The sequence below is a fragment of the Pseudomonas sp. PDM05 genome (genome assembly GCF_014851685.1).
Taxonomy (GTDB): domain Bacteria; phylum Pseudomonadota; class Gammaproteobacteria; order Pseudomonadales; family Pseudomonadaceae; genus Aquipseudomonas.
The window spans coordinates 1-25765 of the sequence record NZ_JACVAC010000022.1 but is presented as its reverse complement, the minus strand read 5'-3'; the positions used below and the strand labels follow the sequence as shown (position 1 = coordinate 25765).

Genomic DNA, 25765 nt, shown 5'->3' with positions numbered 1-25765 from the left:
CCCGTTCCCACATCGGAAAATAGCTCGGATTGTCGAGCGTCGCTGATTACCATGAGCACTCACTCCTGACTGATGTGCTCCCCATGGCCCTGGCCGCACCCCCCGATCTCAGTGATCATGCCGTTCCCGTGCAGCCTCTGGCACGCACCTATCCGCGTGGGTTGTATGTGGAGCCCCATAGCCACGACTGGGGTCAATTGCTCTACGCCATGAGCGGCGTGATGTGGGTCGAAACCCCGCGCGAAGCCCTGGTGGTGCCGCCCCAGCGTGCCGTCTGGTTGCCGCCGGGGGTGGAGCATGGGATTCGCGTGGTGTCGGACTTGCAGATGCGCAATATCTACCTGCGCCCCGCATTGGCAGCGACGCTGGACGGCCAGGTGCAGGTGATCGAGGTCGGCGGGCTGCTGCGCGAACTGATCGTGACCTTGGTGGACGAGGGTGACAGCGGTGATGCCGGCTACTACGACGCGGTGGTGCGTCTGGCGTTGCTGGAATTGCAACGGGCGCGGCGCTCGCCAATCCGCATCGCCATGCCGATGGACGCCGACCGCCGTCTAAGCAATGCGTGCCAGGCTGTGATGGTCGCACCATCCCTGGACATCTCCTTCGAACAACACGCCGCCGCCGCCGGGGCCAGCGTGCGTACCTTGTCGCGGTTGTTCCAAAGCCACCTGGGCATGGGCTTCGCCGAATGGCGTCGCCAGGTGCAACTGGCCACGGCGGTCGCGGAGTTGATCCAGGGCCAATCGGTGAGCAGTATCGCGCGCGCTCTGGGTTACTCGCCAAGCAGTTTCAGCGACATGTTCCGCCGCGCACTCGGTGTGGCGCCGTCGCACTACGTCGGCTGAGGAATTGGCCGAAATCCTGAAGCACTTGGCCGATGCGTGAGGAAGGCGGGCTCTAGACTGAGCCCATCAACCCACAAGGCGCCACCCCATGAACTACCTCATTTCTCTCGCCATCGGCCTGTTTGTCGGCGTGATCTACGGCGCCTTGGACTTCCGCTCGCCCGCGCCGCCGGCCATCGCCCTGGTGGGTTTGATGGGCATGTTGCTCGGCGAAAAGCTCTGGCCCCTGGGTCGGCAACTGGTCAGCGGTTGGTGGTCCTGATTTCCCTTTTCCCTGCGATGGATATTGGTCATGAAAGCACTGCAATTTTCCGCTACCGGCGACCTCAACGCCCTGCGCTTCGTCGACGTCGCCACCCCGGTGCCGGGCGCCGATGAAGTGCTGGTACAGATCAAGGCGGCAGGCTTGAACCCCAGCGATGTGAAAAACCTGCTTGGGCGTTTCCCTTACACCACGTTGCCGCGCATTCCCGGGCGTGACTTCGCTGGCGTTGTCGTCGAAGGTCCGCAGGCGTTGCTTGGCCAGGAAGTCTGGGGCACCGGTCGCGACCTCGGTTTTTTTGCCGACGGTTCTCATGCCCAATACCTGAAAGTGGCGGCCAACGGCGTGGCCCGCAAGCCCAGCCATCTGAGTTTCGCCCAAGCCGCCAGCCTTGGTGTTCCCTACACCACCGCCTGGGATGCCCTGGAGCGCAGCGGTGTGGGCAAAGGCACGCGCTTGCTGGTGATTGGTGCCAATGGCGCCGTTGGCAGTGCGGCCTTGGCCCTGGCGAAAATCCGTGGCGCCCAAGTGCTGGCGGCGGTACGGCGCCCGGAGCAGGTTGAGGCATTGCAAGGGCAGGGGGTCGACACGATTGCCCTGGGGCAGCCGGAGGACTTGGGCGCACAGGTCAACCGCGTGTTCACCGGCGGTGCCGATGTGATCTTCGACACCACTGGCTTCTGGCTGCCGGCGGCCGTGGCCGGCCTGGCGCCGTTCGGCCGTATCGCGATCATCGCCGCGCCGCTGGACGGGCATGTGCAACTGCCAGCCCTGGCCTTGTACCGCAAGGGCGGGTCGGTGGTGGGGATCAATTCGTTGCTCTACAACTGCGAGCAATGCGCGCGGATGCTGGAGCAGTTCGGGCGGTTTTTTGATGAGGGGTCGCTGCCGCTGCCGACGGGGTTGCGGGAAGTGGCGTTGGCCGATGGTTTGGTGAGCTATGAGGAAGTGAACAGCGGCAGTGCAGACAAGATCATCTTCTTGCCTTAATGCCATTCAAATGAGGGAGGGGCGAGCCCCCTCCCACAGCTTGATCCCTATCAGGCCTCGGGAACGCCGTTTTCCCACGCCGACCAGTTCTTGAGGATCGCCTGTACCAGCGGGTTACCCGTGCGATACAGGTTCTCCAGCGCCGGCACGAACCCACCCTGGTCGGCGTACTTCAGCAGGTTGTCCACTTCGCTGTAGCCCGGATAAGGCCGGTCGAAGTCCGACCCCGCTCGTACCACCGCCAAACGTTGAATATCCACTAACCCTTCGCGGCTGGCGCGCAGCAGTGCTTCATAGGTGGAGTTGTCCTCCTGCTGGGTGGTGCAGTACTCGCCTTTGTTGTCGGTGAGCAGCTTGGTCCAGACTTCGGCGCGTTCACTCAGGCGTGTGCCGGAGAACCAGGTGTTGCCCGCCAGGGTGTCGCAGCGCGTGACCTGCGGCGGTTGATTGGCCGGGGCGGCCGGGTAGTGTTTGCGCCAGGCAGCGGATTCCTTGCTTTCGCTCAACTTAACCTGGTGCGACAGGGCAAACGCCTTGGCCTGCAACTTGGGGTTGAGCTCAAACACTTCGGTCTTGTAGTCCAGCGGCGGCTTTTCGTTCGGGCCTTTGGTGTTGATGCCGATGTAACCGGTCGGCCAATCCTTTGGCGCGTCCCGCGAGTCCAGTTCCCACTGCGTGCCGAACTCCACCAGATAGTGAGCCCAGGCCGCAGTGCCGATGGTGCCATGCTTGGGGCTGATGCCGGCGATCCCGGCGATCAGGAAGTAGCTCTGGCGCAAGTCGAACTTGGGCGACAAGGCCAGCGCCAGGGTCGACGCGGCGGCATTGGTCTGGCCCATGCCGGTCACCAGCAGGCAGACGTCCTGGGTGTTGCAGCGGATTACCGGGTATTCGGCGGAAAGGCCCGGTACGCGGACTTCCTGCTTGAGTTCCAGGCGATCGATCCAGGTCTGCGCCTCGGGGGCGAACATGGTGATCAGCATCACCTTGGGCTTGATGGGCGCATCCGCCAACACCACAGGGGATAGCAGGGTCAGGCCGACGGCCAGCGAGAGACGGGTAAACAGTTTCATCCAAAGCTCCTTGATCAGAATTGATAACCGACGCCGGCGTAGTAACCCCAGCCGTCCGAACGGGCGCGGAAGTTGCCTTCGCCAAAATTCAACTCGCTGCCGTCCTCCCAGTTGCCGCCGTTGTGAAAGTAGCGACCGACCAGGGTGAAGCGCAGGTGGGTGAATGAGTACAGCAGCACGTTGGTTGCCACCAGGGAATTGGCGGTGCGCGCCGGGTTGTCCTTGTGCAGGTCCGAGCCGAAATCGTAGTTGGTAAAGCCGATGTAGGTCAGCGAGGCACCGTTGTCGAAGCTGCTGATGGGCACGATGTATTTCATTTGCGCACGGTAGCCGTCCCACGCGTATTCATTGCTGGCACCATAGTTTTCCCACTGATAGCGCCCGTAGAAATTCGCCGACAGGTTGACCCGCGAGTGGGTCTCGATGTCGGTGCCCAGGCCGCTGTACAGCGTGTTGGCGCGGTTGGCCTGGTTGCTGCCGTGGTCGTAGATCCAGTCGAACGCCACATACCATTCCTTGAACGGCCCGATGGCCAGGCTGCGGCCCGCCAGGTAGTCGATGGAGATGCGCGGCTCGTGCTCCATGAACACTGGCGAGCCATGGTCCCACGCGCCTTTGTCATTGCTGTTACCGATGCCCAGGATCTTCGGCACGTCGATGTAGCCATACAGCTCGAACGGCCCCTTGCGGCCGAAGTACTCGTATTCCAGGTAGATGTCGTCGGACGGCTTGGGGCCGAAGCTGATGTCTTTGCTGCCGATAAGTGTCAGGTCCTGATTGAACCAGTCTGACAGGTAAGCGCCTTTTTTCGTCGGGCTGGCTTGCGGGCTCAGAGTTTCGCCCTGTGCTGAGTCATCGATGGAGTTTTCCTGCGCCAAAATGGGTGCGCTGAGTACTCCCGTAACGACAGCCAGTAGCAGGGAAACACCAAGGGCGCAGGGGTGCCTTGAAGTGGAATGCATTGAAAATCCCTATTCGTACGCGGTTTGAACCCAATTCTTCGGGTGGTGGTGAACTTGGCTGGCAAGTTCGTCCCGCAAACGTTTGCACAGGCTGTACCAACTTTGCCTATTGGCTTGAATAAGCAGGGAAAAAGCGTGATTAATCGACCTTTTGGTCAGAATTGACTGGGTGTCATTGTGTCGAGGCGATTGAACAGGTGCATCGCGGTTTCCCGGCGGTATTCGCTCGGCGTCTGCTGCATCTCGATGCGAAAGTGCCGGTTGAAATTGGACAGGTTGGCGTAGCCCACTTCAAAGCAGATCGCCGCCACCGACATCTCGCTTTGCAGCAACAACCGGCAGGCGCGTTGCACGCGGAACTTGCGCATCAGGTCGATAAAACCGTGGCCGGTGTTGCGTTTGAAGAAGCGCGAGAAGCCCGGCTCGCTCATCTCCAGTTGCGCGGCGATCTCCGACAGGCGCACGTCACCTGTGAGTTCGCGCATCAGGTAATCGAAGGCCTTGTTGATGCGCTCGGCGCTGCGTGCATCCAGGGTCGGCGCGTAGCACGGGCTGGCCAGTGCCTGGACGTGCTGCGCCGGGGCGTGCTTGAGGGTGTCGAGCAGTTGCAGGAACAGGATCAGCCGCTGCAGGCCCTGGGCGCGGCCGATGTCTTCCATCAAGGCTGCCGCACGCAGCGCGGTGTCGCCGTGAAATTGCAGGCCGCGTCGGGCGTGCTCGAACAGCGGCTGCAAGTCGCCGAGTTCCGGTAGGGTCTTGCGCAGGGCGAGGAGCGCGGCGCCGTCGAATTGCAGCACCACATCGCGACCGTGCAGGTGTTCGCCGGGGGCCAGTTCGCCAATCCAGTCGTGGGGCAGGTCGGGGCCGATCAGGGCGACATGGCCGGCGCTGAATGCACCGATATAGTCGCCCGCAACCAACTTGCCGCTGCCCTGGCGGATCAGGTGGATTTCAAATTCGGGATGATGGTTCCAGCGCGCCAGGTCATAGGGGTAGTCGTGTTCGAACCAGCGAAAGCAGTGGTCCGGCTCGGGCAGGATCACTTCACGCTCGGCGGGGCGGTGCTCGAACAGCTGGGCGCGGCTGGCAGGCATGGCGGGGCTTCTTATGATTCTTGGAATCGCTCCAAAATACGCGCCTCGGCCGTGGCCGCGCTACCTCTGTTTTCGCCCGGGACTGATACTTTTTTAACCCGCGAGTGACGGTTAAAAAAGTACCACTCGCGCGTCCGCCATGGGTTTGTGGGGGCTTGGCCAAGCTGCTGTAATCGGCCCTCAACAACAAAAACAACAGGTGGAAACCGCCATGCTCAAGCTTACGCAAGCATTGTTCCTGCTGTCCGGCCTGGCCTCGGCCATGGCCAGTCACGCCGCCGATACCGTGACCATCGCCACCGTCAACAACAGCGACATGATCCGCATGCAGCGTCTGTCCAAGGTGTTCGAAGCGCAGCACCCGGACATCAAGCTCAATTGGGTAGTGCTCGAAGAAAACGTGCTGCGCCAGCGCCTTACCACCGATATTGCGACCCAGGGCGGGCAGTTCGATGTGCTGACCATCGGCACCTACGAAACCCCGCTGTGGGGCGCCAAACACTGGCTGGAACCGCTGACCGGGCTGCCGGCCGGCTATGACGCCGACGACATCTTCCCCTCGGTGCGCCAGGGCCTGTCGGTCAACAACACCCTCTACGCCTTGCCGTTCTATGGCGAAAGCACCGTCACCTACTACCGTACCGACCTGTTCGAGCAGGCTGGCCTGAGCATGCCCGCGCACCCGACCTGGACCCAGCTCGGCGAATTCGCCGCCAAGCTCACTGCCAAGGACAAGGACCAGTACGGCCTGTGCCTGCGCGGCAAGGCCGGTTGGGGCGAGAACATCGCGCTGCTGAGCACCATGGCCAATGCCTTCGGCGCGCGCTGGTTCGATGAGCAGTGGCAGCCCGAACTGACCAGCCCCGAGTGGACCGCGGCGGCCAATTTCTACGTCAACAACCTCAAGCAATACGGCCCGCCGGGGGTGTCCAGCAACGGTTTCAACGAAACCCTGGCGCTGTTCAACAGCGGCAAATGCGCGATCTGGGTCGACGCCAGCGTCGCCGGCTCCTTCACCACCGACAAGAACCAAAGCAAGGTCGCCGACCGCACGGGCTTCGCCGCCGCGCCGACCGAAGTCACCGACAAGGGCTCTTCGTGGCTGTACGCCTGGTCCCTGGCGATCCCGGCCACTTCCAAGCACAAGGACGCGGCGAAAGCGTTTATCACCTGGGCCACCTCCAAGGACTACATCCAATTGGTCGCCGATAAAGAAGGCATCACCAACGTCCCGCCAGGCACCCGCCAGTCCACCTACAACGACGCCTACTTGAAGGCCGCGCCGTTCGCCCAGGTGACCCTGGAAATGATGAAGCATGCCGACCCCGCGCACCCGTCGGCCAAACCGGTGCCGTACGTGGGCATCCAATACGTGACCATCCCCGAGTTCCAGGCCATCGGCACCTCGGTCGGCAAGCTGTTCTCGGCGGCGCTGACCGGCGGCATGTCGGTGGACCAGGCGCTGCTTCAGGCCCAGTCCACCACCGAACGCGAGATGAAACGTGCGGGTTATCCGAAATGACTTTGACAGGAGCAGCCATGAAACGACTGGAAGGTAAAAGCGCGCTGATCACCGGCTCGGCGCGCGGCATCGGCCGCGCCTTTGCCCAGGCCTATATCGCGGAGGGTGCCCGCGTGGCCATCGCTGATATAAACCTGCAACAGGCGCAAGCGACCGCCGCCGAGCTGGGTCCACACGCCTATGCCGTTGAAATGGATGTCACCAACCAGACCTCCATCGACGACGCGATTGCCGCCGTGGTGGCCGAGGCCGGCAAGCTGGATATTCTGATCAACAACGCCGCGTTGTTCGACCTGGCACCCATTGTCGACATCAGCCGCGCTAGCTACGAGCGGCTGTTCTCGATCAATGTCGCCGGCACGTTGTTCACCTTGCAGGCGGCAGCGCGGCAGATGGTCCGCCAGGGCCACGGTGGCAAGATCATCAACATGGCCAGCCAGGCCGGACGCCGTGGCGAGCCGTTGGTGGCAGTGTACTGCGCGACCAAGGCCGCGGTGATCAGCCTCACGCAGTCGGCGGGGTTGAACCTGATCAAGCAGGGCATCAACGTCAATGCCATCGCGCCGGGGGTCGTGGACGGCGAGCATTGGGATGGGGTGGATGCGCTGTTCGCCCGCCATGAAGGTCTGGCGCCGGGGGAGAAGAAGCGGCGGGTGGGGGCGGATGTGCCGTTTGGGCGGATGGGCACGGCGCAGGATTTGACCGGGATGGCGGTGTTCCTGGCATCAAAGGACGCTGACTATGTGGTGGCCCAGACCTACAACGTCGACGGCGGCAACTGGATGAATTAGCGTCGTACCGGGGTGTGGGGAAGGGCTTGTGTAGGGGGCGCTTGCTCGCGAAGGCAGAGTGTCAGGCGCTGGGGATCTTGACTGAGTCACCGCCTTCGCGGGCAAGCCCGCTCCCACAGTTGAGCTGTGTTGTTCGGCAGAACGCGTCAGTCCGCAAAGCTACGGTCGAAAAAGTAGATCTCTCCTGGCTTCAACACTTCCATCGTCGCCTGCGGTCTTCCTCCTTCCCCCTGCTTCTTGCGCCCCGTTTCCCGCAAATACCCTGCCTCCGTCAGCTTCATCAGGCGCTGGCGAATACTGGTCTTCAACACCGGCCGCGCCAGCACCACGGAAAAGATCGTAGTCGCCTCCGGTGCGCTGAACTCGTCGCCCAGGAACATCAACGGCAAGCTGCTGTACAACGACTTCGACAACAGCCGTTCCTGCACTGCCGCGACGATCAGGTTGTGGTCGAACGGCAGCTTGAAGCCGCCCGCGGCTACGGCATCCAGCGCAAACCACGCCTGATGCGCGCCCAATTCCACCGCCTGCGCAACGATCGCCAGGTAGTAGGTGGACGACGACCAGCAACGCGGGTCGCGGAACGCATCCCCCACGGTGCCCACCTGTTCGCTCCAGGCCAGCTCAAAACCCACCTTGTCACTGGCGCGCAACCGCTCCAGCGCATCCTTGAGGCTCAGGTCCTGCACGCCGCCATTCACCACCACACCCGGTAGTGCCCAATGCCCGGCGAACGGTTCGGCTTCGCGCTGGTTGAGCAACAGCTTCAACTCGCCGCTAGCGCGGCAGTAGTACAACACGCACAGGTCGATGGTATGCAGGTAGGCGCTGAGTGACATGGAACATCCTTATGAACAGTGGCGGGCACAGTCTAACGGATCGAACAGATATGTCATGTACTGAGTCCAGCATAGATAAACAAATGTTTCTTGCAATGAAAGTACATGACGTGTACTTTTGTTTTCAGGCCACAGGAGAACCGCCATGACCCTCGCAAAAACCGCCATTGCTTCATTCGACGTCGATGCCCAGAAGAGCTTCACGCCACTGTGCCCCAACGAATTGCCAGTGGCCGGCGGCGACCAGATCGGCGCCGAGCTCAACTTCATGGCCAGCCTCGCCGGCCATCGTGTCGGCAGCAAGGATGCGCATACCCCGCACGCCCCGTGGGTGGTGGCGCAACACAGCGAGATGCTGCAACCCACCGGCCTGGCCCATGCCGATGTGACCTGGGTCAGCCACTGCGTACCCGGCACCGAAGGCTTCACCTTGCTCGACGAGTTGCCCACCCCGTATGACTACGACTACTTCATCTGGAAAGGCGTCGAACCCGACCTGCACCCCTACGGTGCCTGCTTTCATGACCTGCACGACAAACTGTCCACCGGCGTCATCGAGTACCTCAAAGCCCACGGCGTGAGCCGCGTGCTCGTCGGCGGCCTGGCCCTGGACTACTGCGTCAAGACCACCGCGTTGCAACTGCTCAAGGCCGGCCTGGAAGTGGTCCTGCACCTGCCCGCCTGCCGAGGCATCAGCGAAGAGGGCGGTGTGCAGGCGGTCAACGATCTGCTCAAGGCCGGTGCCGTGATCAGCAGCACCCGCGAAGAACTGGCCGCGATGGCCACGCGTTAAGGAGAACCAGCATGGAAAGTGCCTACGACTACGAATCCCCGGTAATCCAGGGGTTGCTCGATACCGACTACTACACCTTCACCATGATGCAGGCCGTGTTGCACCAGCACCCCAACGTCGATGTGGAATACAACTTCATCGTGCGTTCCAAGGAAAAGCTCGGCCACTTGATCCCGCAACTGCGCGACGAACTGGAAAAACTCGCTGGCCTGCACATGCGTGAAGGCGAGTTGCGGTTTCTGTTCAACCCGCGTTTTCGCGAATACCTCACCCCGGATTACGAGCGTTTCCTCGGCCTGTTCCGTTTCAACCTGCGCTATATCCATGTCAGTGAAGTCGATGGCCAGCTGAACATCCGCGTGGTCGGCCCGATGCTGCACTGCATCATGTTCGAACAGCCGGTGCTGGCGCTGGTCAGCGAGTTGCGCAACCGCGACAAGTACCCCGACGTGAGCCTCGAAGACGTCACCCGCAAGCTCTACCAGAAGTTTGACTGGCTGGAGAAAAACCTCAGCCGCGACGAACTGGCCGACCTGCGCGTGTCTGATTTCTCCACCCGTCGGCGCCTGTCGTTCAAGGCCCAGCGCGAAGTGGTCGACATCATGCGTCGCGACTTCCCCGGCCAGTTCGTTGGCACCAGCAACGCGCACCTGGCCTATGAGTTCGACCTGCCGCTGATTGGCACCATGGCCCACCAATGGCTGATGGTGCACCAGCAACTGGGGCGCCTGCGTGAGAGCCAGAATGCGGCGTTGGAGAACTGGGTGCGTGAGTACCGTGGCCGCCTCGGCATTGCCTTGACCGACTGCATCAGCACCGATTTCTTCCTCAAGGATTTCGACCTGTACTTCGCCAAGCTCTACGACGGCCTGCGCCAGGACTCCGGCGACCCGATCGCCTGGGCCGACAAAGTGTTGGCCCGCTACAAACAACTGGGCATCGACCCGATGACCAAGGACCTGATGTTCTCCGACGGTCTGAATTTCGAAAAATGCCTGCCGATCCTGCGCCACGTGCGTGGCAAGGCCAGGTTCGGTTTCGGCATGGGCACCAGCCTGGCGTGTGATGTAGAAGGCGTCGAACCACTGAGCATCGTGATGAAACTGGTGCGGGTGCACGGCGAGCCGGTGGTGAAGTTCTCCGATGACCCGATCAAGAATGTCTGCGAAGACGCCTCGTTTTTGCAGTACGCGGCACAGGTGTTTTCGGTGGCAGGCGACTTGCCCTTCAAAGCGGTGGCGCAGCATCAAAGGGGCTGACTGAAACGCCGTCTTCGCGAGCAAGCCCGCTTCCACGGGTCGACTTAGGCAACAACGAGGTGTGACATGCAAACACAAGACCGTATCGCGCAGGAACTGAACATCAATCGGCGCTTGGTGGCGGGCGGCGAGCCCGGGGAAATCCAACGGCGCATCGACTTCATCAAGACCACCTTGCGCCAGTCCGGCTGCCAAGCACTGGTGCTGGGCATCAGCGGTGGTGTTGACTCCCTGACTGCCGGCCGCCTGTGCCAACTGGCGGTGGAGCAATTACGCGCCGAGCACTACGACGCACGCTTTATTGCCATGCGCCTGCCTTACAAAAGCCAGGCGGATGAAGCCGATGCCCAGGCCTCACTGGGGTTTATCACTGCGGACCAGGTCGATACCCTGAACATCGCCGCCAGCGTCGATGGTTTGATGGCCAGCCTGGGTGCCACTGAAGCCAGCGCCGCCCATCTCGACTTCATCAAGGGCAACGTCAAGGCGCGCGCACGGATGATTGCGCAGTACGCCGTGGCCAACCTGCACAACGGCCTGGTGGTCGGCACCGACCACGGTGCCGAAGCGTTGATGGGGTTCTTCACCAAATTCGGCGATGGCGCGTGCGACCTGGCTCCACTGTCGGGCTTGACCAAAACCCAGGTGCGCCTGCTGGCCACGGCGCTTGGCGCACCGGCCAAACTGGTGCACAAACAGCCCACGGCCGACCTTGAAGAACTGACGCCTGGCAAGTTGGATGAGCACGCTTACGGCTGTTCCTACGCAGAAATCGATGCGTACCTGATGGGCGAGCCGGTGAGCGAGCGGGTGAGGGGGCTACTGCAGGGTGCTTACATGAAGACGGCTCACAAGCGCGCACTGCCGATTACCCCGATCTGACGCTTGAGTTTGCAGGCTTCGTGGCGATAGGTCGTTATTTGTCGGCGAAAGCAACGTGCGGGGAGCGAGGAAAGTTAACCGAGGGGTATCGGCAAGCTCATGGGTGCTTGCAGGAACCATTCGACAGCCAGTTGCCACAGAGAGGAGGTCGATCCTGTGCGCGCCAACGAGTGGGGGTCGGCAGTTATCGATTCCACAATTTGAGGTTGTGCCATGTACCAGTTAAGTCTTCAACAGGAATCGCTTTTCAATGGCGGTTTTGTCCAGCGTAGTGAGCCACCCGCAATTGCGCTTACCAGCATCTATATGAACGTGCCCAACTCATCAGTGGCCCGTGAGTTCGCCCACAACTTCGATCACTTCCGCAGGTTCGGCAGCGACGTTGTCACGCGTCCAAACCTTGAGTGGGCGGCCGGCCGCGAGCCGATGGGTGATAACTACGTCAACCGGATGACCTCCCTCGCCCGAGAGCTCCTCAGCCGTCCTGAAGTGAGCCAACTGCTGAATAATCAAGTCAGCCGGGGCGAAGCGGACGCTATGATCATGCATTTTGATCAACGGGAAGCTCCACTGCTGCGTGAAGTACCCAAGCGCTACAGCAGTGGCTTGCAGCAGCGGCCCGACGGTCAATTCAACTTTCGCTTGGCCCTTCAACCCTCCCCGCGACAGCCGGCTTTGGACGGCCAGTACGCCAATCGCAGCCAGTGGAACGGCCCGGCCCAAGCTTCCGGGAATCGTCCGTATGCCAATGACTCGAAGGAGGATTTCAGCAACAAGATACTGGCGCGTTTCAGTGCCTTTGAAGATCCGAATTCTCCGGGCATGATCACCGACAAGTCCCTCAGTGCCGTTGCCAGCGGTTATCGCCTGGATGGCCAGCCCGCCACGCAGAAGGAGGTAGATCTGGCCAATGAACTGCTGGAGCGGGGTGGCTTGTTCAAGGAGCTTGATCAAAGCAGCATGGGCGTAATGGACGGCGCTTTCTCCAGGGGCAATTTGCAGTTCTCGTCGGACAAGTATCGCAATATGAGTGATCACGATCTGCTGCAAGGCGTTAAAGACAACTTCAGGCAATTCACCGCTGGCGCCAACGATAAGTACGTCAACGTCAATGAGTTGAAGGAAGCGGCAGGGCAAGTTGCCTCTAACCGTACGTTCAGCTCGCAAGCGCAGCAATTGGCGGCCGAGCTGCTAAGGCGTCCGGGCCTGCTGCGAGACCTGGACATCGGTATCAAAGTGGAGAGTGGCAAGCCGGGCGCAGAAGACCAACGCTTCGATATCGACAACCTCAACCACATGCTCGGTAAAAGCTGATCGTCAGCGGGTTGAGGCACAGCGATGAGTCGGTGGCCCGGCTCATCGCTGCTGTTATCGGGAACCCGGACTGATCATCGTTTCAGGGCGTAGTAGCGGGCTTGCTCGCGAAAGCGGTCTGTCAGCTGGTGCAACCGCTGACTGATACACCGCTTTCGCGAGCAAGCCCGCTCCCACAGGTGATTGGTGTTGATGGATAGTGAGTGTTCGGCTGGAGATTGCCCAGGCACTGCCAATCTCCCGTGGCTGTCGAGCTTTAGCGAGGCTGCGCAGGCGGCGGCACTGTTGGTAGAGGTGGAGCATTTCATCCTGACCATGGCAGATGAAGGGCGGCAAGCTGCGGCGTTCTGCATTCCTCGTTACTGGATTGGATCCATTTGCGGTATAAGCTCGCATCGCGCATGTGTCACGAGGCTCCGTTTTTCATGCAAAACCCTATGCAACGCCCGCTATGGCAGATCTACCTGATCTTCCTGGCGCCGATGGTGCTGTCCAACTTCCTGCAAAGTTTTTCCGGCACGCTCAACGGCATCTACGTTGGGCAGATGCTCGGCACCCAGGCGCTGGCGGCGGTGTCGGGGATGTTTCCCATCGTGTTTTTCTTTATTGCCCTGGTCATCGGCCTGGGGGCGGGCGCCTCGGTGCTGATCGGCCAGGCCTGGGGCGCCCAGGAAACCGCGCTGGTCAAGGTGATTACCGGCGCGACCCTGACCCTGGGCGCATGGGTGGGTGTGATCGCGGCGGTGCTCGGCTGCCTGTTCGCGCGCCCGGCGTTGCAGGCGCTGGGCACGCCAGTTGACGTGCTGGATGACGCGGTGGGGTATGCGCAGATGATGATGTTGATCATGCCGCTGCTGCTGGTGTTCATCCTCTACACCCAGTTGCTGCGCGGTGTCAGCGATACGGTATCGCCACTGCTGGCGCTGGCGGTCTCGACCCTGGTCGGGCTGCTGCTGACCCCGGCGCTGATCCGTGGCTGGATCGGCCTGCCGCCCATGGGCATCCAGAGCGCGGTGTATGCCGGGCTGGTGGGTAATGCCTTGGCCATGCTGTTTCTGATCCTGCGCCTGCGTCATAAAAACCACGTCATGGCGCCGGATCGCGAACTGCTGTCAGCCCTGCGCCTTGACCGCGTGATTCTCGGTAAAGTCCTGCGCATCGGTTTGCCCACTGGCTTGCAGATGGTGGTGTTGTCGCTGTCGGAATTGGTCATCCTTGCCCTGGTCAACAGTCACGGCTCCCAGGCCACCGCGGCCTATGGCGCGGTGACGCAGATCGTCAACTACGTACAGTTTCCGGCGCTGTCGATTGCCATCACTGCATCGATCCTCGGCGCCCAGGCGATTGGCGCGGGGCGGCTGGAGCGTATCGGGCCGATCCTGCGCACCGGGCTGCTGATCAATACCTGCCTGACAGGTGGCTTGATCGTGCTGGGTTACCTGCTGTCGCACTGGTTGCTTGGCCTGTTCATCACCGAGGACGCGGCGCGGGTCAATGCCGAGCACCTGCTGCACATCATGTTGTGGAGCATCCTGGTGTTTGGCTTCCAGGCCGTGGTCGGCGGCATCATGCGTGCCAGCGGGGTGGTGCTGATGCCGGTGGCGATCTCGATTTTCTGCGTACTCTGCGTGGAGCTGCCGACGGCCTACCTGTTCAACGCGCACTTCGGCCTGGAAGGCGTGTGGATGGCATTTCCGGTGACCTACCTGGCGATGTTCGGGTTGCAGGTCGCCTATTACCGCCTGGTGTGGCGGCATAAGCAGATCACGCGGTTGGTGTGAGTTTAAGGCCGCCCAGCAGCAGTTCCAAACCGAGCAAGCCTTCTTGTAGCCGCGCGTCCGGGTGTTCATTCCGGGCGATCCACAGCGCGGTGCTGACCAGGCTGCCGTTGATCAACTGAGCCAATGCCTGGCTCGGGGCCGGGTGGATCACCCCGGCTTGCATCAAGCCTTCCAGCAGTTGGCGCAGCGATGCCACGCAGTGTTGCTGGGAGCCGGTGTCTCCCAGCACGGCAGGGGCATCCTGCAATACGATGCGTTGGATCTCGCTGTCCTGGGCCATGCCCAGATACGTCCGGCAGCGCTCGCAGAAGCCCACCCAGGGGTCCAGGGCCTGGTCGGTGATGTGCTGCAAACGCGCATCCATCTCGCTGTCGAGTTGCGCGACCACGGCAGCCAATAGACCTTTCTTGTCACCGAAGTGATGGTACAAGGCACCGCGGGTCAGACCGGCGCGGGCGGTAAAGTCGTCCATCGAGGTGTTGGCGTACCCTTGCGTGGCAAACGCCTGGCGCGCGCTGGCGATCAGCCGGGCGCGGGTGTCTTCGATCATTTCAGCACGGGCTCGGCTCATGGGGGGGCTCGTTATGGGCAAGTGAGTGATTGACATACGGTGCGTATGTTAAGCATGATTCGTCACATACGTATCGTATGTATTTTGCCTTGATCGCTTCAAATGGCAAACCCCAAGGCGCAGAAGAAGAGGTCAAGAAGAGATGGCAAACCCCTATGCCGCGTTATTCCAGGTTCCAGGCGCGCGGGCTTTTGTGCTGGCCGGCATGCTTGCGCGCATGCCGGTGTCGATGGCCGGCATCGGCCTGATTACCATGCTCGCCCAAGTGCATGGCGGCTATGGCCTGGCGGGCTCGGTGGCGGCGGTGTTTGCGTTGGCCACGGCATTTTGTGCACCGCAGGTTTCACGGTTGGTGGACCGTTATGGCCAGGGCCGGGTGCTGCCCATCGCAGCGTTGATCGGCGGCGGTGGCTTGTTGATGGTGCTGCTGTGTACCCGATTGCAGGCGCCGGGCTGGACGTTGTTCCTGTTCGCCGCCCTGGCCGGTTGCATGCCGAACATGTCCGCCATGGTGCGGGCGCGCTGGACCGAGTTGTACCGTGGGCAACCCAAACTGCAAACCGCGTTTGCCCTGGAGTCGGTGCTGGATGAGGTGTGCTTTATCATCGGCCCGCCGATTTCGGTGGGCTTGAGCGTAGTGCTGTTCCCGGAGGCCGGGCCGCTAGTCGCCGCCCTGTTGCTGGCGGTGGGCGTCACCACCTTTGTGTTGCAGCGTGAAACCGAACCGCCCGTGCATGTGCGCCACGACCACCACAGCGGCTGGTTAATCGCGTCGCCATCCGTGCTGATCCTGATGATCCTGCTGCTGGCCATGGGCGTGATCGTCGGCGTGGTGGACGTGGTCAGTGTGGCCTTCGCCCAGCACCAGGGCCAGCCGGCGGCGGCGAGCATTGTGTTGTCGGTGTATGCCATCGGCTCGTGTCTCGCCGGGTTGGTCTTTGGCACGCTCAAGCTCAAGGCGCCGCTGCCCCGGCAGTTCCTGTATTGCGGCGTGGCCACGGCGTTGACCACCTTGCCGCTGTTGCTGGTGACCAACATCCCGGGGCTGGCGGTGACGATCTTTATTTCCGGCCTGTTCTTCGCGCCAACCCTGATCGTGTCCATGGCCCTGGTGGAGCGCATCGTCTCACCCAGCCGCCTGACCGAAGGCATGACCTGGCTGATCACCGGCCTGAGCATCGGCGTGGCCATCGGTGCCGCCAGCTCCGGCTGGATGATCGACCACTTTGGCGCCACCAGCGGATTTTGGGTGGCGTTGGTGGCGGGGGCAGTGGTGGCGGGGTCAGCGGTGCTTGGGTATCGGCGATTGGGCTAATCAGCCAATCGTCGGGAGCGGCTGTGCGCAGTGATGTTGTAAAAACTCGTTCAATGCCTGGCGTGTCAGGTCATCTTCGATGGAGCCAATGTAGCCTTTGTGTTTCGGTCGGTTGTTCACTGAATCAGGTCTTCTGATTTCAATTGTTCGATGATCTGGCGCCGAACGTAGTGTTTCAGTTCGTTGATGACACTCGGTTGCACGCCTTTTACCCCGCGCTAATTTTTCCCTCTCCGGTTCGTTTTATAGGGACGACGTGCCTTTGTGCTTCCCGCCTATTGCTCCGGACTCCAAGAAATGAACGCTGAAGACTCCTTGAAACTTGCTCGCCGGTTTATCGGGTTGCCCCTGGAAAAACGCCAACTGTTCCTGCAAGCCTTGCAGAAAGAAGGCGTGGATTTTTCCCGGTTTCCGATTCCGGCAGGGGTGGAGGCGGGGGATCGTCAGGCGCTGTCCTACGCGCAGCAGCGCATGTGGTTTTTATGGCAGCTGGACCCGGCCAGCGGCGCCTACAACCTGCCAGGCGCGGTGCGGCTCAAGGGCGCGCTGAACCTGGGCGCCCTGGAGCAGGCGTTCGCCAGCCTGGTGGTGCGGCATGAAACGTTGCGCACGGTGTTCCAGCGCGGCGCCGATGAGCAACTGTTGCAAATCGCCACGCCGACCTCGCTGGTCATTGAGCAGCTCGACTTGAGCGCCCTGGCTGCTGCCGAGCGCGAGCCGGCCGTCAATGCCGCCGCGACCCGTCAATCACTGCTGCCGTTCGACCTGGAGCACGGCCCGCTGCTGCGCGTGCAACTGCTCAAGCTCGACGAGCAGGAGCATGTGCTGTTGTTGACCTTGCACCACATCGTCTCCGACGGCTGGTCGATGAACGTGCTGATCGACGAATTCATCCGTTTCTACGACGCCCATGAGCGCAACGAAGCGCCGCAACTGCCGCCACTGCCGATCCAGTACAGCGACTACGCCTTGTGGCAACGCCGCTGGCTGGAAGCCGGGGAGCAGGCGCGTCAGCTTGAGTACTGGCAGGCACGCCTGGGCGATGAACATCCGGTGCTGGAACTGCCCACCGACCGCCCGCGCCCGGCCGTGCCCAGCTACCAGGGCACACGGCATAACTTTGCGATCGAACCGACGCTTGCCGCGCAACTGCGCGGTTGCGCGCAACAGCACAACGTCACGCTGTTCATGTTGCTGCTGGGCGCCTTCAACGTGCTGCTGCATCGCTACACCGGCCAGGGCGACATCCGCATCGGCGTGCCCATCGCCAACCGCAACCGCAGCGAAGTCGAAGGGCTGATCGGTTTCTTCGTCAACACCCAGGTACTGCGCACCGAACTCAGCGGGCAAACCCGCGTCGGCGAGTTGCTGCAAGCCATCAAGGAACACGCGCTGGGCGCCCAGGATCATCAGGAACTGCCCTTCGAGCGCCTGGTGGAAGCCCTCAAGGTCGAGCGCAGCCTCAGTCACACGCCGCTGTTCCAGGTGATGTACAACCACCAACCGATGGTGGCGGACATCGCGAGCATCAGCACCGCCTCGGGCCTGGAGCTGGCATTGGTGGAGTGGCAAGGCCGCACCACCCAGTTCGACCTGACCCTCGATACCTATGAAAAGTCCGGCACCCTGCATGCCGCATTGACCTACGCCAACGACCTGTTCGACGCGCCCTCCATCGCGCGCATGGCCGAACACTGGATCAGCCTGTTACGCGCCATGATTGCCGATGGCCAGCAACGCATCGGCGAGTTGCCGATGCTCGCGGCGCAGGACCAGCAGGTGTTGGTCCACGCCTGGAACCACACCGCCGAGGCCTATCCGACCGAGCGCGGCATTCATCAACTGATCGAAGACCAGGTGCAGCGCACGCCGCACGCACCGGCGCTGGTGTTTGGCGACAACCGCCTGACCTACGCCCAACTCGACGCCCGCGCCAATCAACTGGCCAACCTGTTGCGCGAACGCGGGGTCGGCCCGGATGTGCTGGTGGGCATCTGCGTTGAGCGCTCCATCGACATGGTCATCGGCCTGCTGGCGATTCTCAAGGCCGGTGGCGCCTACGTGCCGCTGGACCCGGAATACCCCCGGGAACGCCTGGCCTATATGATCGAAGACAGCGGCATCACGCTGCTGCTCAGCCAGCAGCGCCTGCTCGCGCAACTGCCGGCCGAGGGCCTGCAGGTGATCGCCCTGGATCAGGCGGCCAGCGCACTCGATGGCTACAGCACGGCATCCCCTGCGGTGCAGGTCCAGGCGCTCAACCTCGCCTACGTGATCTACACCTCCGGCTCCACCGGCAAGCCCAAGGGCGCCGGCAACAGCCATCGTGGGTTGGTCAACCGCCTGTGCTGGATGCAGCAGGCCTACGCGCTGGATGGCAGCGATGCGGTCTTGCAGAAAACCCCGTTCAGCTTTGACGTCTCGGTGTGGGAGTTCTTCTGGCCGCTGATGACCGGCGCGCGCCTGGTGGTCGCCGCCCCTGGCGAACATCGCGAGCCGGCGCGGCTGATCGAGACCATTGGCCGCCATGGCATCACCACGTTGCACTTTGTGCCCTCGATGCTGCAGGCGTTTATCCACGAGCCGGGCGTGCATGCCTGCGCCAGCCTCAAGCGCATCGTGTGCAGTGGCGAAGCGTTGCCGCTGGATGCGCAAACCCAGGTCTTCGCCAAACTGCCCCAGGCCGCGCTCTACAACCTGTACGGCCCGACCGAGGCTGCCATCGATGTGACCCACTGGACCTGCATCGATGAAGGCGCCGACAGCGTGCCCATCGGTCGGCCTATCGCCAACCTGGCCACCTACGTGCTCGACGCCCAGCTCAATCCGGTGCCGGCGGGTGTGTCCGGCGAGCTGTACCTGGGCGGCACCGGCCTGGCGCGCAGTTATCACCGGCGCCCGGCGTTGACCGCCGAACGCTTTGTGCCGAGCCCGTTCGCCGGCGGCGAGCGCCTGTACCGCACTGGCGACCGCGTGCGCCAACGCGCCGACGGCGTGATCGAATACCTCGGTCGCCTCGATCATCAGGTCAAGCTGCGTGGCTTGCGTATTGAGCTCGGTGAGATCGAGACACGCCTGATGCAGCACCCCGCCGTGCGCGAGGCGGTGGTGCTGGTGCAGGGCGGCAAACAGTTGGTCGCCTATCTCGTCCACGCACACGACGAGCCCGTCGACCTCAAGGCCTGGCTGCTCGGCAGCCTGCCGGAATACATGGTGCCAACCCACTTCGTGGCCCTGGCCAAACTGCCGGTGACCGCCAACGGCAAACTCGACCGCAAGGCGCTGCCGCTGCCGGACACCGCGCCGCAACAGGCTTACAGCGCTCCGCAAACCTCCCTGCAAATGGCGTTGGCGGCGATCTGGGTTGATGTGCTGGGCGTCGAACAGGTCGGCCTGGACGACAATTTTTTCGAGCTCGGCGGCGACTCGATCATCTCCATCCAAGTGGTAGGCCGCGCCAGGCAGGCGGGGCTGCGCTTCAGCCCGCGCGACCTGTTCCAGTACCAGAGCGTGCGCACGCTTGCGCTGGTGGCGAGCTTCGAGCAGGCCACGCTTATTGATCAAGGTCCGGTCAGTGGCGATGTGATCCTGACCCCGGTGCAGCAAGCCTTTTTCGCCCAGGCGATCCCGGTGCGCCAGCATTGGAACCAGTCGCTGCTGCTGACCCCGCGCGAGGCTTTGGAGCCTGCGCGTCTTGGCGCGGCGTTGATCCAGGTGATCAACCATCACGACGCCTTGCGCCTGCGCTTCACCCAGCAGGCCGATGCTTGGCAGCAGGCCCACGCCGAGCCCGTGACGGATGCGCCGTTGTGGCAACGTCACGCGAACACCGATGCAGAACTCACCGCCCTGTGCAATGACGCCCAACGCAGCCTCGACCTGCAACATGGCCCGCTGTTGCGCGCCGCGCTGGTCACGCTGGCCGATGGCACCCAGCGCCTGCTGCTGGTGGTGCATCACCTGGTGATCGATGGGGTGTCGTGGCGCATCCTGCTGGAAGACCTGCAACAGGCTTACAGCCGAGCCGCCTTGCCGGCAAAAACCAGCGCCTATCAGACCTGGGCGCAGCGGTTGCAGGCCCATGCACACCACCTCGACGCACAACTGGCGTATTGGCAGGCGCAAACGGTCGATGCCGAGCTGTCGTGCGACAACCCCCAGGGCGGCCTGCAACAGCGCCTGGGCGACAAGCTCGAAATCCGTCTCAGCAGCGAACACACCCGCCAACTGCTGCAAGACGCCCCGGCGGCCTATCGCACCCAGGTCAATGATCTGCTGCTGACCGCGCTGGCGCGGGTAGTCGGGCGTTGGAGCGGCCAGCACGCCGCGTTGATCCAACTCGAAGGCCATGGCCGCGAGGACCTGTTCGACGGCGTTGATCTGACCCGCACCGTCGGCTGGTTCACCAGCCTGTTCCCGGTGCGCTTGCAGGCCGAAGGCGAGCTGTCGAGCGCGATCAAGTCGGTCAAGGAGCAACTGCGCGCCGTGCCTGACAAGGGCCTGGGCTATGGCCTGCTGCGCTATCTGGGCACGGTGCAATCGCGCGAAGCCCTGGCACGCCTCGCGGCACCGCGAATTACCTTCAACTACCTGGGGCAGTTCGACCGCCAGTTCGACGAGTCCGCGCTGTTCGTCCCGGCCACGCAAGGCAGCGGCCAGGCCCAGGACGACGAAGCGCCGCTGGCCAACTGGCTGACCCTGGAAGGCCAGGTCTACGGCGGTGAACTGAGCCTGAACTGGGGCTTCAGCCGCGAGATGTTCCAGCGCTCGACCATCCAGCGCCTGGCGGACGACTACCGGCAGGAACTGCTGGCGTTGATTGCCCATTGCGTCGACCCGCAACACGGCGGCCTGACCCCGGCCGACGTGCCCCTGGCGCGCCTGACCCAGCCGCAACTGGACGAGCTGGCGCTGCCCGCCCGGGGCGTGCAAGACCTCTACCCATTGTCGCCGATGCAGCAGGGCATGCTGTTCCACAGCCTGTATCAACAAGGCCAGGACGACATCTACGTCAGCCAGCTGCGCGCCGACCTTGTGGGCCTGGACGTGCCGCGCTTCCAGCACGCGTGGCAACAGGTGCTGGCCCGGCATGACATGCTGCGCACCGGCTTTGTCTGGCAGGACGCGCAAACCCAGCCCCTGCAAGCGGTGTACCGCGAGGTGGGCTTGCCGTTCATCGAGTACGACTGGCAGGCGCGCGCCGATCAGCCAGCCGCGCTGGACGAACTGAGCGAGGCGACCCGCGCCGAGGGTTTCGTGCTGGAACAGGCGCCGCTGCTCAGCCTGAAACTGGTGCGTACCGGCCCCGGGCGCTTCCATCTGATCTACACCAACCACCACATCCTGCTGGATGGCTGGAGCCGTGCGCAGTTGTTCGGCGAAGTCTTGCAGCACTACGCCGGCCAGCCATTGCCCGCGCTTCATGGGCACTACCGCGATTACATCGGCTGGTTGCAGGCGCAGGATGGGGCCCTCAGCGAAGCGTTCTGGAAAGACCAACTGGCCGCGCTGCACACCCCGACGCAACTGGCGCGTGGTGTCTCGACGGCACCCGCAGCGGCCAAGGGCAGTGAGCATCTGGCCCTGAGCCCGGCGCAGACCGCGCAACTGAAAGCCTTCGCCCAAGCGCACAAAGTCACCCTCAACACCCTGGTGCAAGCGGCCTGGCTGCTGTTGCTGCAACGCCACACCGGCCAGGACACCGTGGCCTTTGGTGCCACCGTTTCCGGGCGCCCGGCCGGTTTGCCGGGGGTAGAGCAACAGGTCGGCCTGTTCATCAACACCTTGCCGGTCATCGCTACGCCGAGCCCGCAGCTGTGGGTCGCCGATTGGTTGCAACAGCTGCAGGCGCTCAACCTGAGCCTGCGTGAACATGAACACACGCCCCTGTTCGACATCCAGCGCTGGGCGGGGGCGGGTGGGGCGGCGTTGTTCGACACCCTGTTGGTGGTGGAAAACTATCCGGTGTCCGCGGCGTTGGCCCACGGTGCGCCCGCCGGGCTTGGGTTCAGCAATGTGCAAAACCTGGAGCAGACGCATTATCCGCTTACCGTGCTGTCGGGCGCGGGTGCGGTCCTTGAATTCGAATTCAGCTTTGATCGGCAACTGTTCGGCGCCGGCGAAATCCGCCAGTTGGCCGAGTCTTTCCAACACCTGCTGCACGGCTTGAGCCAGGCCACGCCGCAACGCCTGGGGGATCTGCCGGCGCTGACCGACACCGTCCGCCAACAGGTGCTCCACGACTGGAACGCCACCGCCCGCGACTACCCGTTGCAGCGTTGCGTGCATCAACTGATCGAGGATCAAGCGGCCCTCACACCGGATGCCCCGGCGCTGGTGTTTGCGCAGCAGCGCCTGACCTACGCCGAACTCAACCGCCGCGCCAACCGCCTGGCGCACCGCCTGATCGAAGCCGGTGTCGGCCCGGATGTGCTGGTCGGCCTCGCGGTGGAACGTTCGGTTGAAATGGTCGTCGGCCTGCTCGCCGTGCTCAAGGCCGGTGGCGCCTACGTGCCGCTGGACCCGCAATACCCACGCGAACGCCTGGCCTACATGCTCGACGACAGCGGCGTGAAACTGCTGCTGACCCAGGCGCATCTAGTGGCGCAACTGCCGATTCCCGAGGGTTTGCAACGCGTGGTGCTGGGCGATTCAACGTTCGAGGGCTACAGCGAAGCCAACCCCGGCATCGCGCTGGACGGCGACAACCTCGCCTACGTGATCTACACCTCTGGCTCCACCGGCCAACCCAAAGGTGCCGGCAACCGCCACTCGGCACTTGCCAACCGCCTGCACTGGATGCAGCAAGCCTACGCGCTGGACGTCAGCGACAGCGTGCTGCAAAAGACCCCATTCAGTTTCGACGTGTCGGTGTGGGAATTCTTCTGGCCGCTGATGACCGGCGCGCGCCTGGTGGTCGCCGCGCCCGGTGATCATCGCGATCCGGCCAGGCTGGTCAGCCTGATCAACGCCGAGCACATCACCACACTGCACTTTGTGCCGTCGATGTTGCAGGCATTTTTGCAGGAGCCGAGCGTTGCCACCTGTCACACCTTGCACCGCATCGTGTGCAGCGGTGAAGCGCTGCCGGTGGACGCCCAGCAGCAAGTCTTCGCCAAGCTGCCGCAGGCCGGGCTCTACAACCTGTACGGCCCGACCGAAGCGGCCATCGACGTGACCCACTGGACCTGCATCGACGAAGGCCGCGATGCCGTGCCGATTGGCCGTCCCATTGCCAACCTCGGTTGCTACATCCTCGACAACAACTTCGAGCCGGTGCCGGTGGGCGTGCTGGGTGAGTTGTACCTTGGCGGCGTCGGCCTGGCCCGCGGTTATCACCGCCGCCCGGCGCTGACCGCCGAGCGTTTTATCGCCCATCCTTTCGTCAGCGGGGAACGCCTGTACCGCACCGGCGACCTGGCGCGCTATCGCGACGACGGCGTGATCGAATACGCCGGGCGCATCGACCATCAAGTCAAGCTGCGTGGCCAACGCATCGAGTTGGGGGAGATCGAAGCGCGCCTGCTGGAACACACCTCGGTGCGCGAGTGCGCCGTGCTGGCGGTCGACGGCCGGTCTCTGGTGGCCTACGTGGTGCTGCATGCCGCCGCCGAGGATTGGCGTGAAGTGCTCGGCGCCCATTTGGCCGAGCACCTGCCGGACTATATGGTCCCGGCGCAATGGTTGTCGCTTGAGCGCATGCCGTTGAGCCCCAACGGCAAGCTGGACCGCAAGGCTCTGCCGAACGTTGAAGCGCAAGCGCGTGAATACCTCGCGCCGCACACGGAGCTGGAGCAACAGGTCGCCATGATCTGGGCCGAGGTGCTCGGGGTGGCGCAGGTTGGCCTGAACGATCAGTTCTTCGAACTGGGTGGGCATTCTCTGCTGGCGACCCAGGCTGTCTCGCGCATCCGCCACGGCCTGGGGCTGGATGTGGGCTTGAAGGCGCTGTTCGACCAGCCGGTGCTGGGGGATTTTGTCCGCGCACTGACCGACGTGCGGGTTGAAGACAAGCCGATCCAACGCGTTGAACGCGAGCGGCCGCTGGCCCTGTCCTATGCCCAGGAACGCCAATGGTTCCTCTGGCAACTCGACCCCCACAGCGCGGCCTATCACGTGCCCAGCGCCCTGCGCCTCAAGGGCCCGCTGGATCAGGTGGCCCTGCAGCGCGCCTTCGACACCCTGGCGGCGCGCCACGATAGCCTGCGCACTCACTTGCAGCAGGACGCCGAGCGCACGGTGCAAGTGATCAGCCCCGAAACGCGCATCGCTCTGCGCGTCGTCGATGCCGATGAAACGCGCCTGAAAGCCTTGGTCGAAGCCTGTATCACTCAGCCGTTCGACCTGCGCCAGGGCCCGCTGCTGCGCGTCAGCCTGCTGCGCCTGTCAGCCGATGAGCATGTGTTGGTGCTGGTGCAGCACCACATCATCTCCGATGGCTGGTCGATGCACGTGCTGGTCGATGAACTGGTCCAGCTCTACGCCGCCTACAGCCAGGGGCAACCCCTGCAACTGCCAGCGCTGGCGATCCAGTACGCCGACTACGCCGCCTGGCAGCGCCAATGGATGGAAGCGGGAGAGAAGGCCCGCCAGCTGGATTACTGGCGCGAACGGCTCGGCGGCGAACAGCCGGTGCTCGAGCTGCCGTTCGACCACCAGCGCCCGGCCGTGCCGACCCATCGCGGTGCGCGGCTCAATGTGCCGTTGCCGGCGGCGCTGCTCGACAGTCTCAAGGCCCTGGCCCAACGCGAAGGCGTGACGCTGTTCATGTTGTTGCTGGCGTCCTACCAAGTGCTGCTGCATCGCTATAGCGGCCAGCAGGACATCCGTGTCGGCGTGCCCATCGCCAACCGCAACCGGGTCGAGACCGAGCGCCTGATCGGCTTCTTCGTCAACACCCAGGTGCTCAAGGCCGAGATCGACGGGCACACCAGCGTTCGTGAACTGCTCGCCCAGGTCAAACAGCGCGCCCTTGAAGCCCAGGCCCACCAGGACCTGCCGTTCGAACAGCTGGTGGAAGCCCTGCAGCCGGAGCGCAGCCTGAGCCTGAGCCCGCTGTTCCAAGTGGCGTTCAACCACCACATCAGCCTCGCGGGCGAGCACTTGCGGCGCCTGGGCGAGTTGACGATCAGCCCGGTCGGTTGGGATGAAGCGGTCGCCCAGTTCGACCTGACGCTGGACATCGAAGAGTCCCAGACGCACCTGCTAGCGTCCTTGAGTTACGCCACCGATCTGTTTGAAGCCAGCACCATCGAGCGCATGTCGCGGCATTGGCAGAACCTGCTGCAGGCGATGGTTGCCGATCAGCAGCAGAACATCGGGCAATTGAACCTGCTGGATGCGGATGAGCAACAGCACATCCTGCAACTGTGGGATCGCAGTGAGTCCGGCTTCTCAAACGCTCGTCTGGTGCACGAACTGTTCGCCGACCGCGCCCGCGAAAACCCGCAGGCGGTGGCGGTCAAGTTCG

At 63.0% G+C, this 25765-nt stretch carries 17 protein-coding genes; 12 read left to right on the top strand and 5 right to left on the bottom strand.

What is annotated here, in order from left to right; genetic code table 11:
- Positions 1-83: 83 nt before the first annotated feature.
- The 3 genes from IB241_RS26255 (at position 84) to IB241_RS26245 (ending at position 2100) form a co-directional block, all read left to right on the top strand.
- Positions 84-848: an AraC family transcriptional regulator gene (locus IB241_RS26255; protein ID WP_192301090.1), complete on the top strand. Its 765-nt coding sequence runs from the start codon at positions 84-86 to the stop codon at positions 846-848.
- Positions 849-936: 88 nt separating this feature from the next.
- Complete coding sequence (locus IB241_RS26250) at positions 937-1110, top strand: DUF1427 family protein (RefSeq protein WP_192301089.1); 174 nt, start codon at positions 937-939, stop codon at positions 1108-1110.
- 30 nt (positions 1111-1140) lie between these two features.
- Positions 1141-2100 (top strand): quinone oxidoreductase family protein, encoded by a 960-nt coding sequence (locus IB241_RS26245; protein ID WP_192301088.1) that lies wholly within the window; start codon positions 1141-1143, stop codon positions 2098-2100.
- A gap of 50 nt (positions 2101-2150) precedes the next feature.
- Here the strand turns inward: IB241_RS26245 and IB241_RS26240 are convergent, their stop codons facing one another.
- From IB241_RS26240 to IB241_RS26230, 3 genes are all read right to left on the bottom strand, one after another.
- A complete protein-coding gene (locus IB241_RS26240; RefSeq protein WP_192301087.1) occupies positions 2151-3173 on the bottom strand; it encodes a purine-nucleoside phosphorylase in 1023 nt (340 codons plus the stop codon).
- Between the two features lie 14 nt (positions 3174-3187).
- Positions 3188-4135: a nucleoside-specific channel-forming protein Tsx gene (locus tag IB241_RS26235; RefSeq protein WP_192301086.1), complete on the bottom strand. Its 948-nt coding sequence runs from the start codon at positions 4133-4135 to the stop codon at positions 3188-3190.
- Between the two features lie 155 nt (positions 4136-4290).
- The gene (locus tag IB241_RS26230) at positions 4291-5229 is read right to left on the bottom strand and encodes an AraC family transcriptional regulator (protein WP_192301085.1); all 939 of its coding nucleotides are present in this window, start codon (positions 5227-5229) and stop codon (positions 4291-4293) included.
- A 262-nt stretch (positions 5230-5491) separates the two neighbouring features.
- Between IB241_RS26230 and IB241_RS26225 the strand changes: the two genes are divergently transcribed.
- On the top strand, positions 5492-6751 hold the full coding sequence (locus IB241_RS26225) for an ABC transporter substrate-binding protein (protein ID WP_225595737.1): 1260 nt from the start codon (positions 5492-5494) through the stop codon (positions 6749-6751).
- Between the two features lie 17 nt (positions 6752-6768).
- Positions 6769-7542: an L-iditol 2-dehydrogenase gene (locus tag IB241_RS26220; protein WP_192301083.1), complete on the top strand. Its 774-nt coding sequence runs from the start codon at positions 6769-6771 to the stop codon at positions 7540-7542.
- 146 nt (positions 7543-7688) lie between these two features.
- On the opposite strand, the gene IB241_RS26215 is transcribed toward IB241_RS26220, so the two are convergent.
- A complete protein-coding gene (locus tag IB241_RS26215; protein ID WP_192301082.1) occupies positions 7689-8381 on the bottom strand; it encodes an NUDIX hydrolase in 693 nt (230 codons plus the stop codon).
- A 145-nt stretch (positions 8382-8526) separates the two neighbouring features.
- On the opposite strand from IB241_RS26215, the gene IB241_RS26210 reads away from it, so the two are divergent.
- From IB241_RS26210 to IB241_RS26190, 5 genes are all read left to right on the top strand, one after another.
- Complete coding sequence (locus tag IB241_RS26210) at positions 8527-9174, top strand: nicotinamidase (protein WP_192301081.1); 648 nt, start codon at positions 8527-8529, stop codon at positions 9172-9174.
- A gap of 11 nt (positions 9175-9185) precedes the next feature.
- Positions 9186-10433 carry a nicotinate phosphoribosyltransferase gene (gene pncB / locus IB241_RS26205; RefSeq protein WP_192301080.1) on the top strand — a complete coding sequence of 416 codons (1248 nt, stop codon included), beginning with the start codon at positions 9186-9188 and terminating at the stop codon, positions 10431-10433.
- Between the two features lie 66 nt (positions 10434-10499).
- Positions 10500-11315 carry an ammonia-dependent NAD(+) synthetase gene (nadE, locus tag IB241_RS26200; RefSeq protein ID WP_192301079.1) on the top strand — a complete coding sequence of 272 codons (816 nt, stop codon included), beginning with the start codon at positions 10500-10502 and terminating at the stop codon, positions 11313-11315.
- Between the two features lie 213 nt (positions 11316-11528).
- Positions 11529-12629: a hypothetical protein gene (locus tag IB241_RS26195; protein ID WP_192301078.1), complete on the top strand. Its 1101-nt coding sequence runs from the start codon at positions 11529-11531 to the stop codon at positions 12627-12629.
- A 425-nt stretch (positions 12630-13054) separates the two neighbouring features.
- Entirely contained in the window at positions 13055-14410 is a 1356-nt protein-coding gene (locus IB241_RS26190) for an MATE family efflux transporter (protein WP_192301077.1), read from the top strand.
- On the opposite strand, the gene IB241_RS26185 is transcribed toward IB241_RS26190, so the two are convergent.
- On the bottom strand, positions 14394-14981 hold the full coding sequence (locus IB241_RS26185; RefSeq protein ID WP_192301076.1) for a TetR/AcrR family transcriptional regulator: 588 nt from the start codon (positions 14979-14981) through the stop codon (positions 14394-14396). The two genes, IB241_RS26190 and IB241_RS26185, sit on opposite strands and share 17 nt — an antisense overlap.
- 142 nt (positions 14982-15123) lie before the next feature.
- Between IB241_RS26185 and IB241_RS26180 the strand changes: the two genes are divergently transcribed.
- Positions 15124-16296: an MFS transporter gene (locus IB241_RS26180; protein ID WP_192301075.1), complete on the top strand. Its 1173-nt coding sequence runs from the start codon at positions 15124-15126 to the stop codon at positions 16294-16296.
- Positions 16297-16593: 297 nt separating this feature from the next.
- Positions 16594-25765, top strand: a 9172-nt coding sequence (locus IB241_RS26175) for a non-ribosomal peptide synthetase (protein WP_192301074.1), incomplete at its 3' end; no start/stop codon positions are given.

What these genes read in the sequence shown, in the direction of transcription:
- IB241_RS26255 (WP_192301090.1), top strand. Translation starts at nt 84, where the DNA reads ATGGCCCTGGCCGCACCCCCCGATCTCAGTGATCATGCCGTTCCCGTG.
- IB241_RS26250 (WP_192301089.1), top strand. Translation starts at nt 937, where the DNA reads ATGAACTACCTCATTTCTCTCGCCATCGGCCTGTTTGTCGGCGTGATC.
- IB241_RS26245 (WP_192301088.1), top strand. Translation starts at nt 1,141, where the DNA reads ATGAAAGCACTGCAATTTTCCGCTACCGGCGACCTCAACGCCCTGCGC.
- IB241_RS26240 (WP_192301087.1), bottom strand. Translation starts at nt 3,173, where the DNA reads ATGAAACTGTTTACCCGTCTCTCGCTGGCCGTCGGCCTGACCCTGCTA.
- IB241_RS26235 (WP_192301086.1), bottom strand. Translation starts at nt 4,135, where the DNA reads ATGCATTCCACTTCAAGGCACCCCTGCGCCCTTGGTGTTTCCCTGCTA.
- IB241_RS26230 (WP_192301085.1), bottom strand. Translation starts at nt 5,229, where the DNA reads ATGCCTGCCAGCCGCGCCCAGCTGTTCGAGCACCGCCCCGCCGAGCGT.
- IB241_RS26225 (WP_225595737.1), top strand. Translation starts at nt 5,492, where the DNA reads ATGGCCAGTCACGCCGCCGATACCGTGACCATCGCCACCGTCAACAAC.
- IB241_RS26220 (WP_192301083.1), top strand. Translation starts at nt 6,769, where the DNA reads ATGAAACGACTGGAAGGTAAAAGCGCGCTGATCACCGGCTCGGCGCGC.
- IB241_RS26215 (WP_192301082.1), bottom strand. Translation starts at nt 8,381, where the DNA reads ATGTCACTCAGCGCCTACCTGCATACCATCGACCTGTGCGTGTTGTAC.
- IB241_RS26210 (WP_192301081.1), top strand. Translation starts at nt 8,527, where the DNA reads ATGACCCTCGCAAAAACCGCCATTGCTTCATTCGACGTCGATGCCCAG.
- pncB (WP_192301080.1), top strand. Translation starts at nt 9,186, where the DNA reads ATGGAAAGTGCCTACGACTACGAATCCCCGGTAATCCAGGGGTTGCTC.
- nadE (WP_192301079.1), top strand. Translation starts at nt 10,500, where the DNA reads ATGCAAACACAAGACCGTATCGCGCAGGAACTGAACATCAATCGGCGC.
- IB241_RS26195 (WP_192301078.1), top strand. Translation starts at nt 11,529, where the DNA reads ATGTACCAGTTAAGTCTTCAACAGGAATCGCTTTTCAATGGCGGTTTT.
- IB241_RS26190 (WP_192301077.1), top strand. Translation starts at nt 13,055, where the DNA reads ATGCAAAACCCTATGCAACGCCCGCTATGGCAGATCTACCTGATCTTC.
- IB241_RS26185 (WP_192301076.1), bottom strand. Translation starts at nt 14,981, where the DNA reads ATGAGCCGAGCCCGTGCTGAAATGATCGAAGACACCCGCGCCCGGCTG.
- IB241_RS26180 (WP_192301075.1), top strand. Translation starts at nt 15,124, where the DNA reads ATGGCAAACCCCTATGCCGCGTTATTCCAGGTTCCAGGCGCGCGGGCT.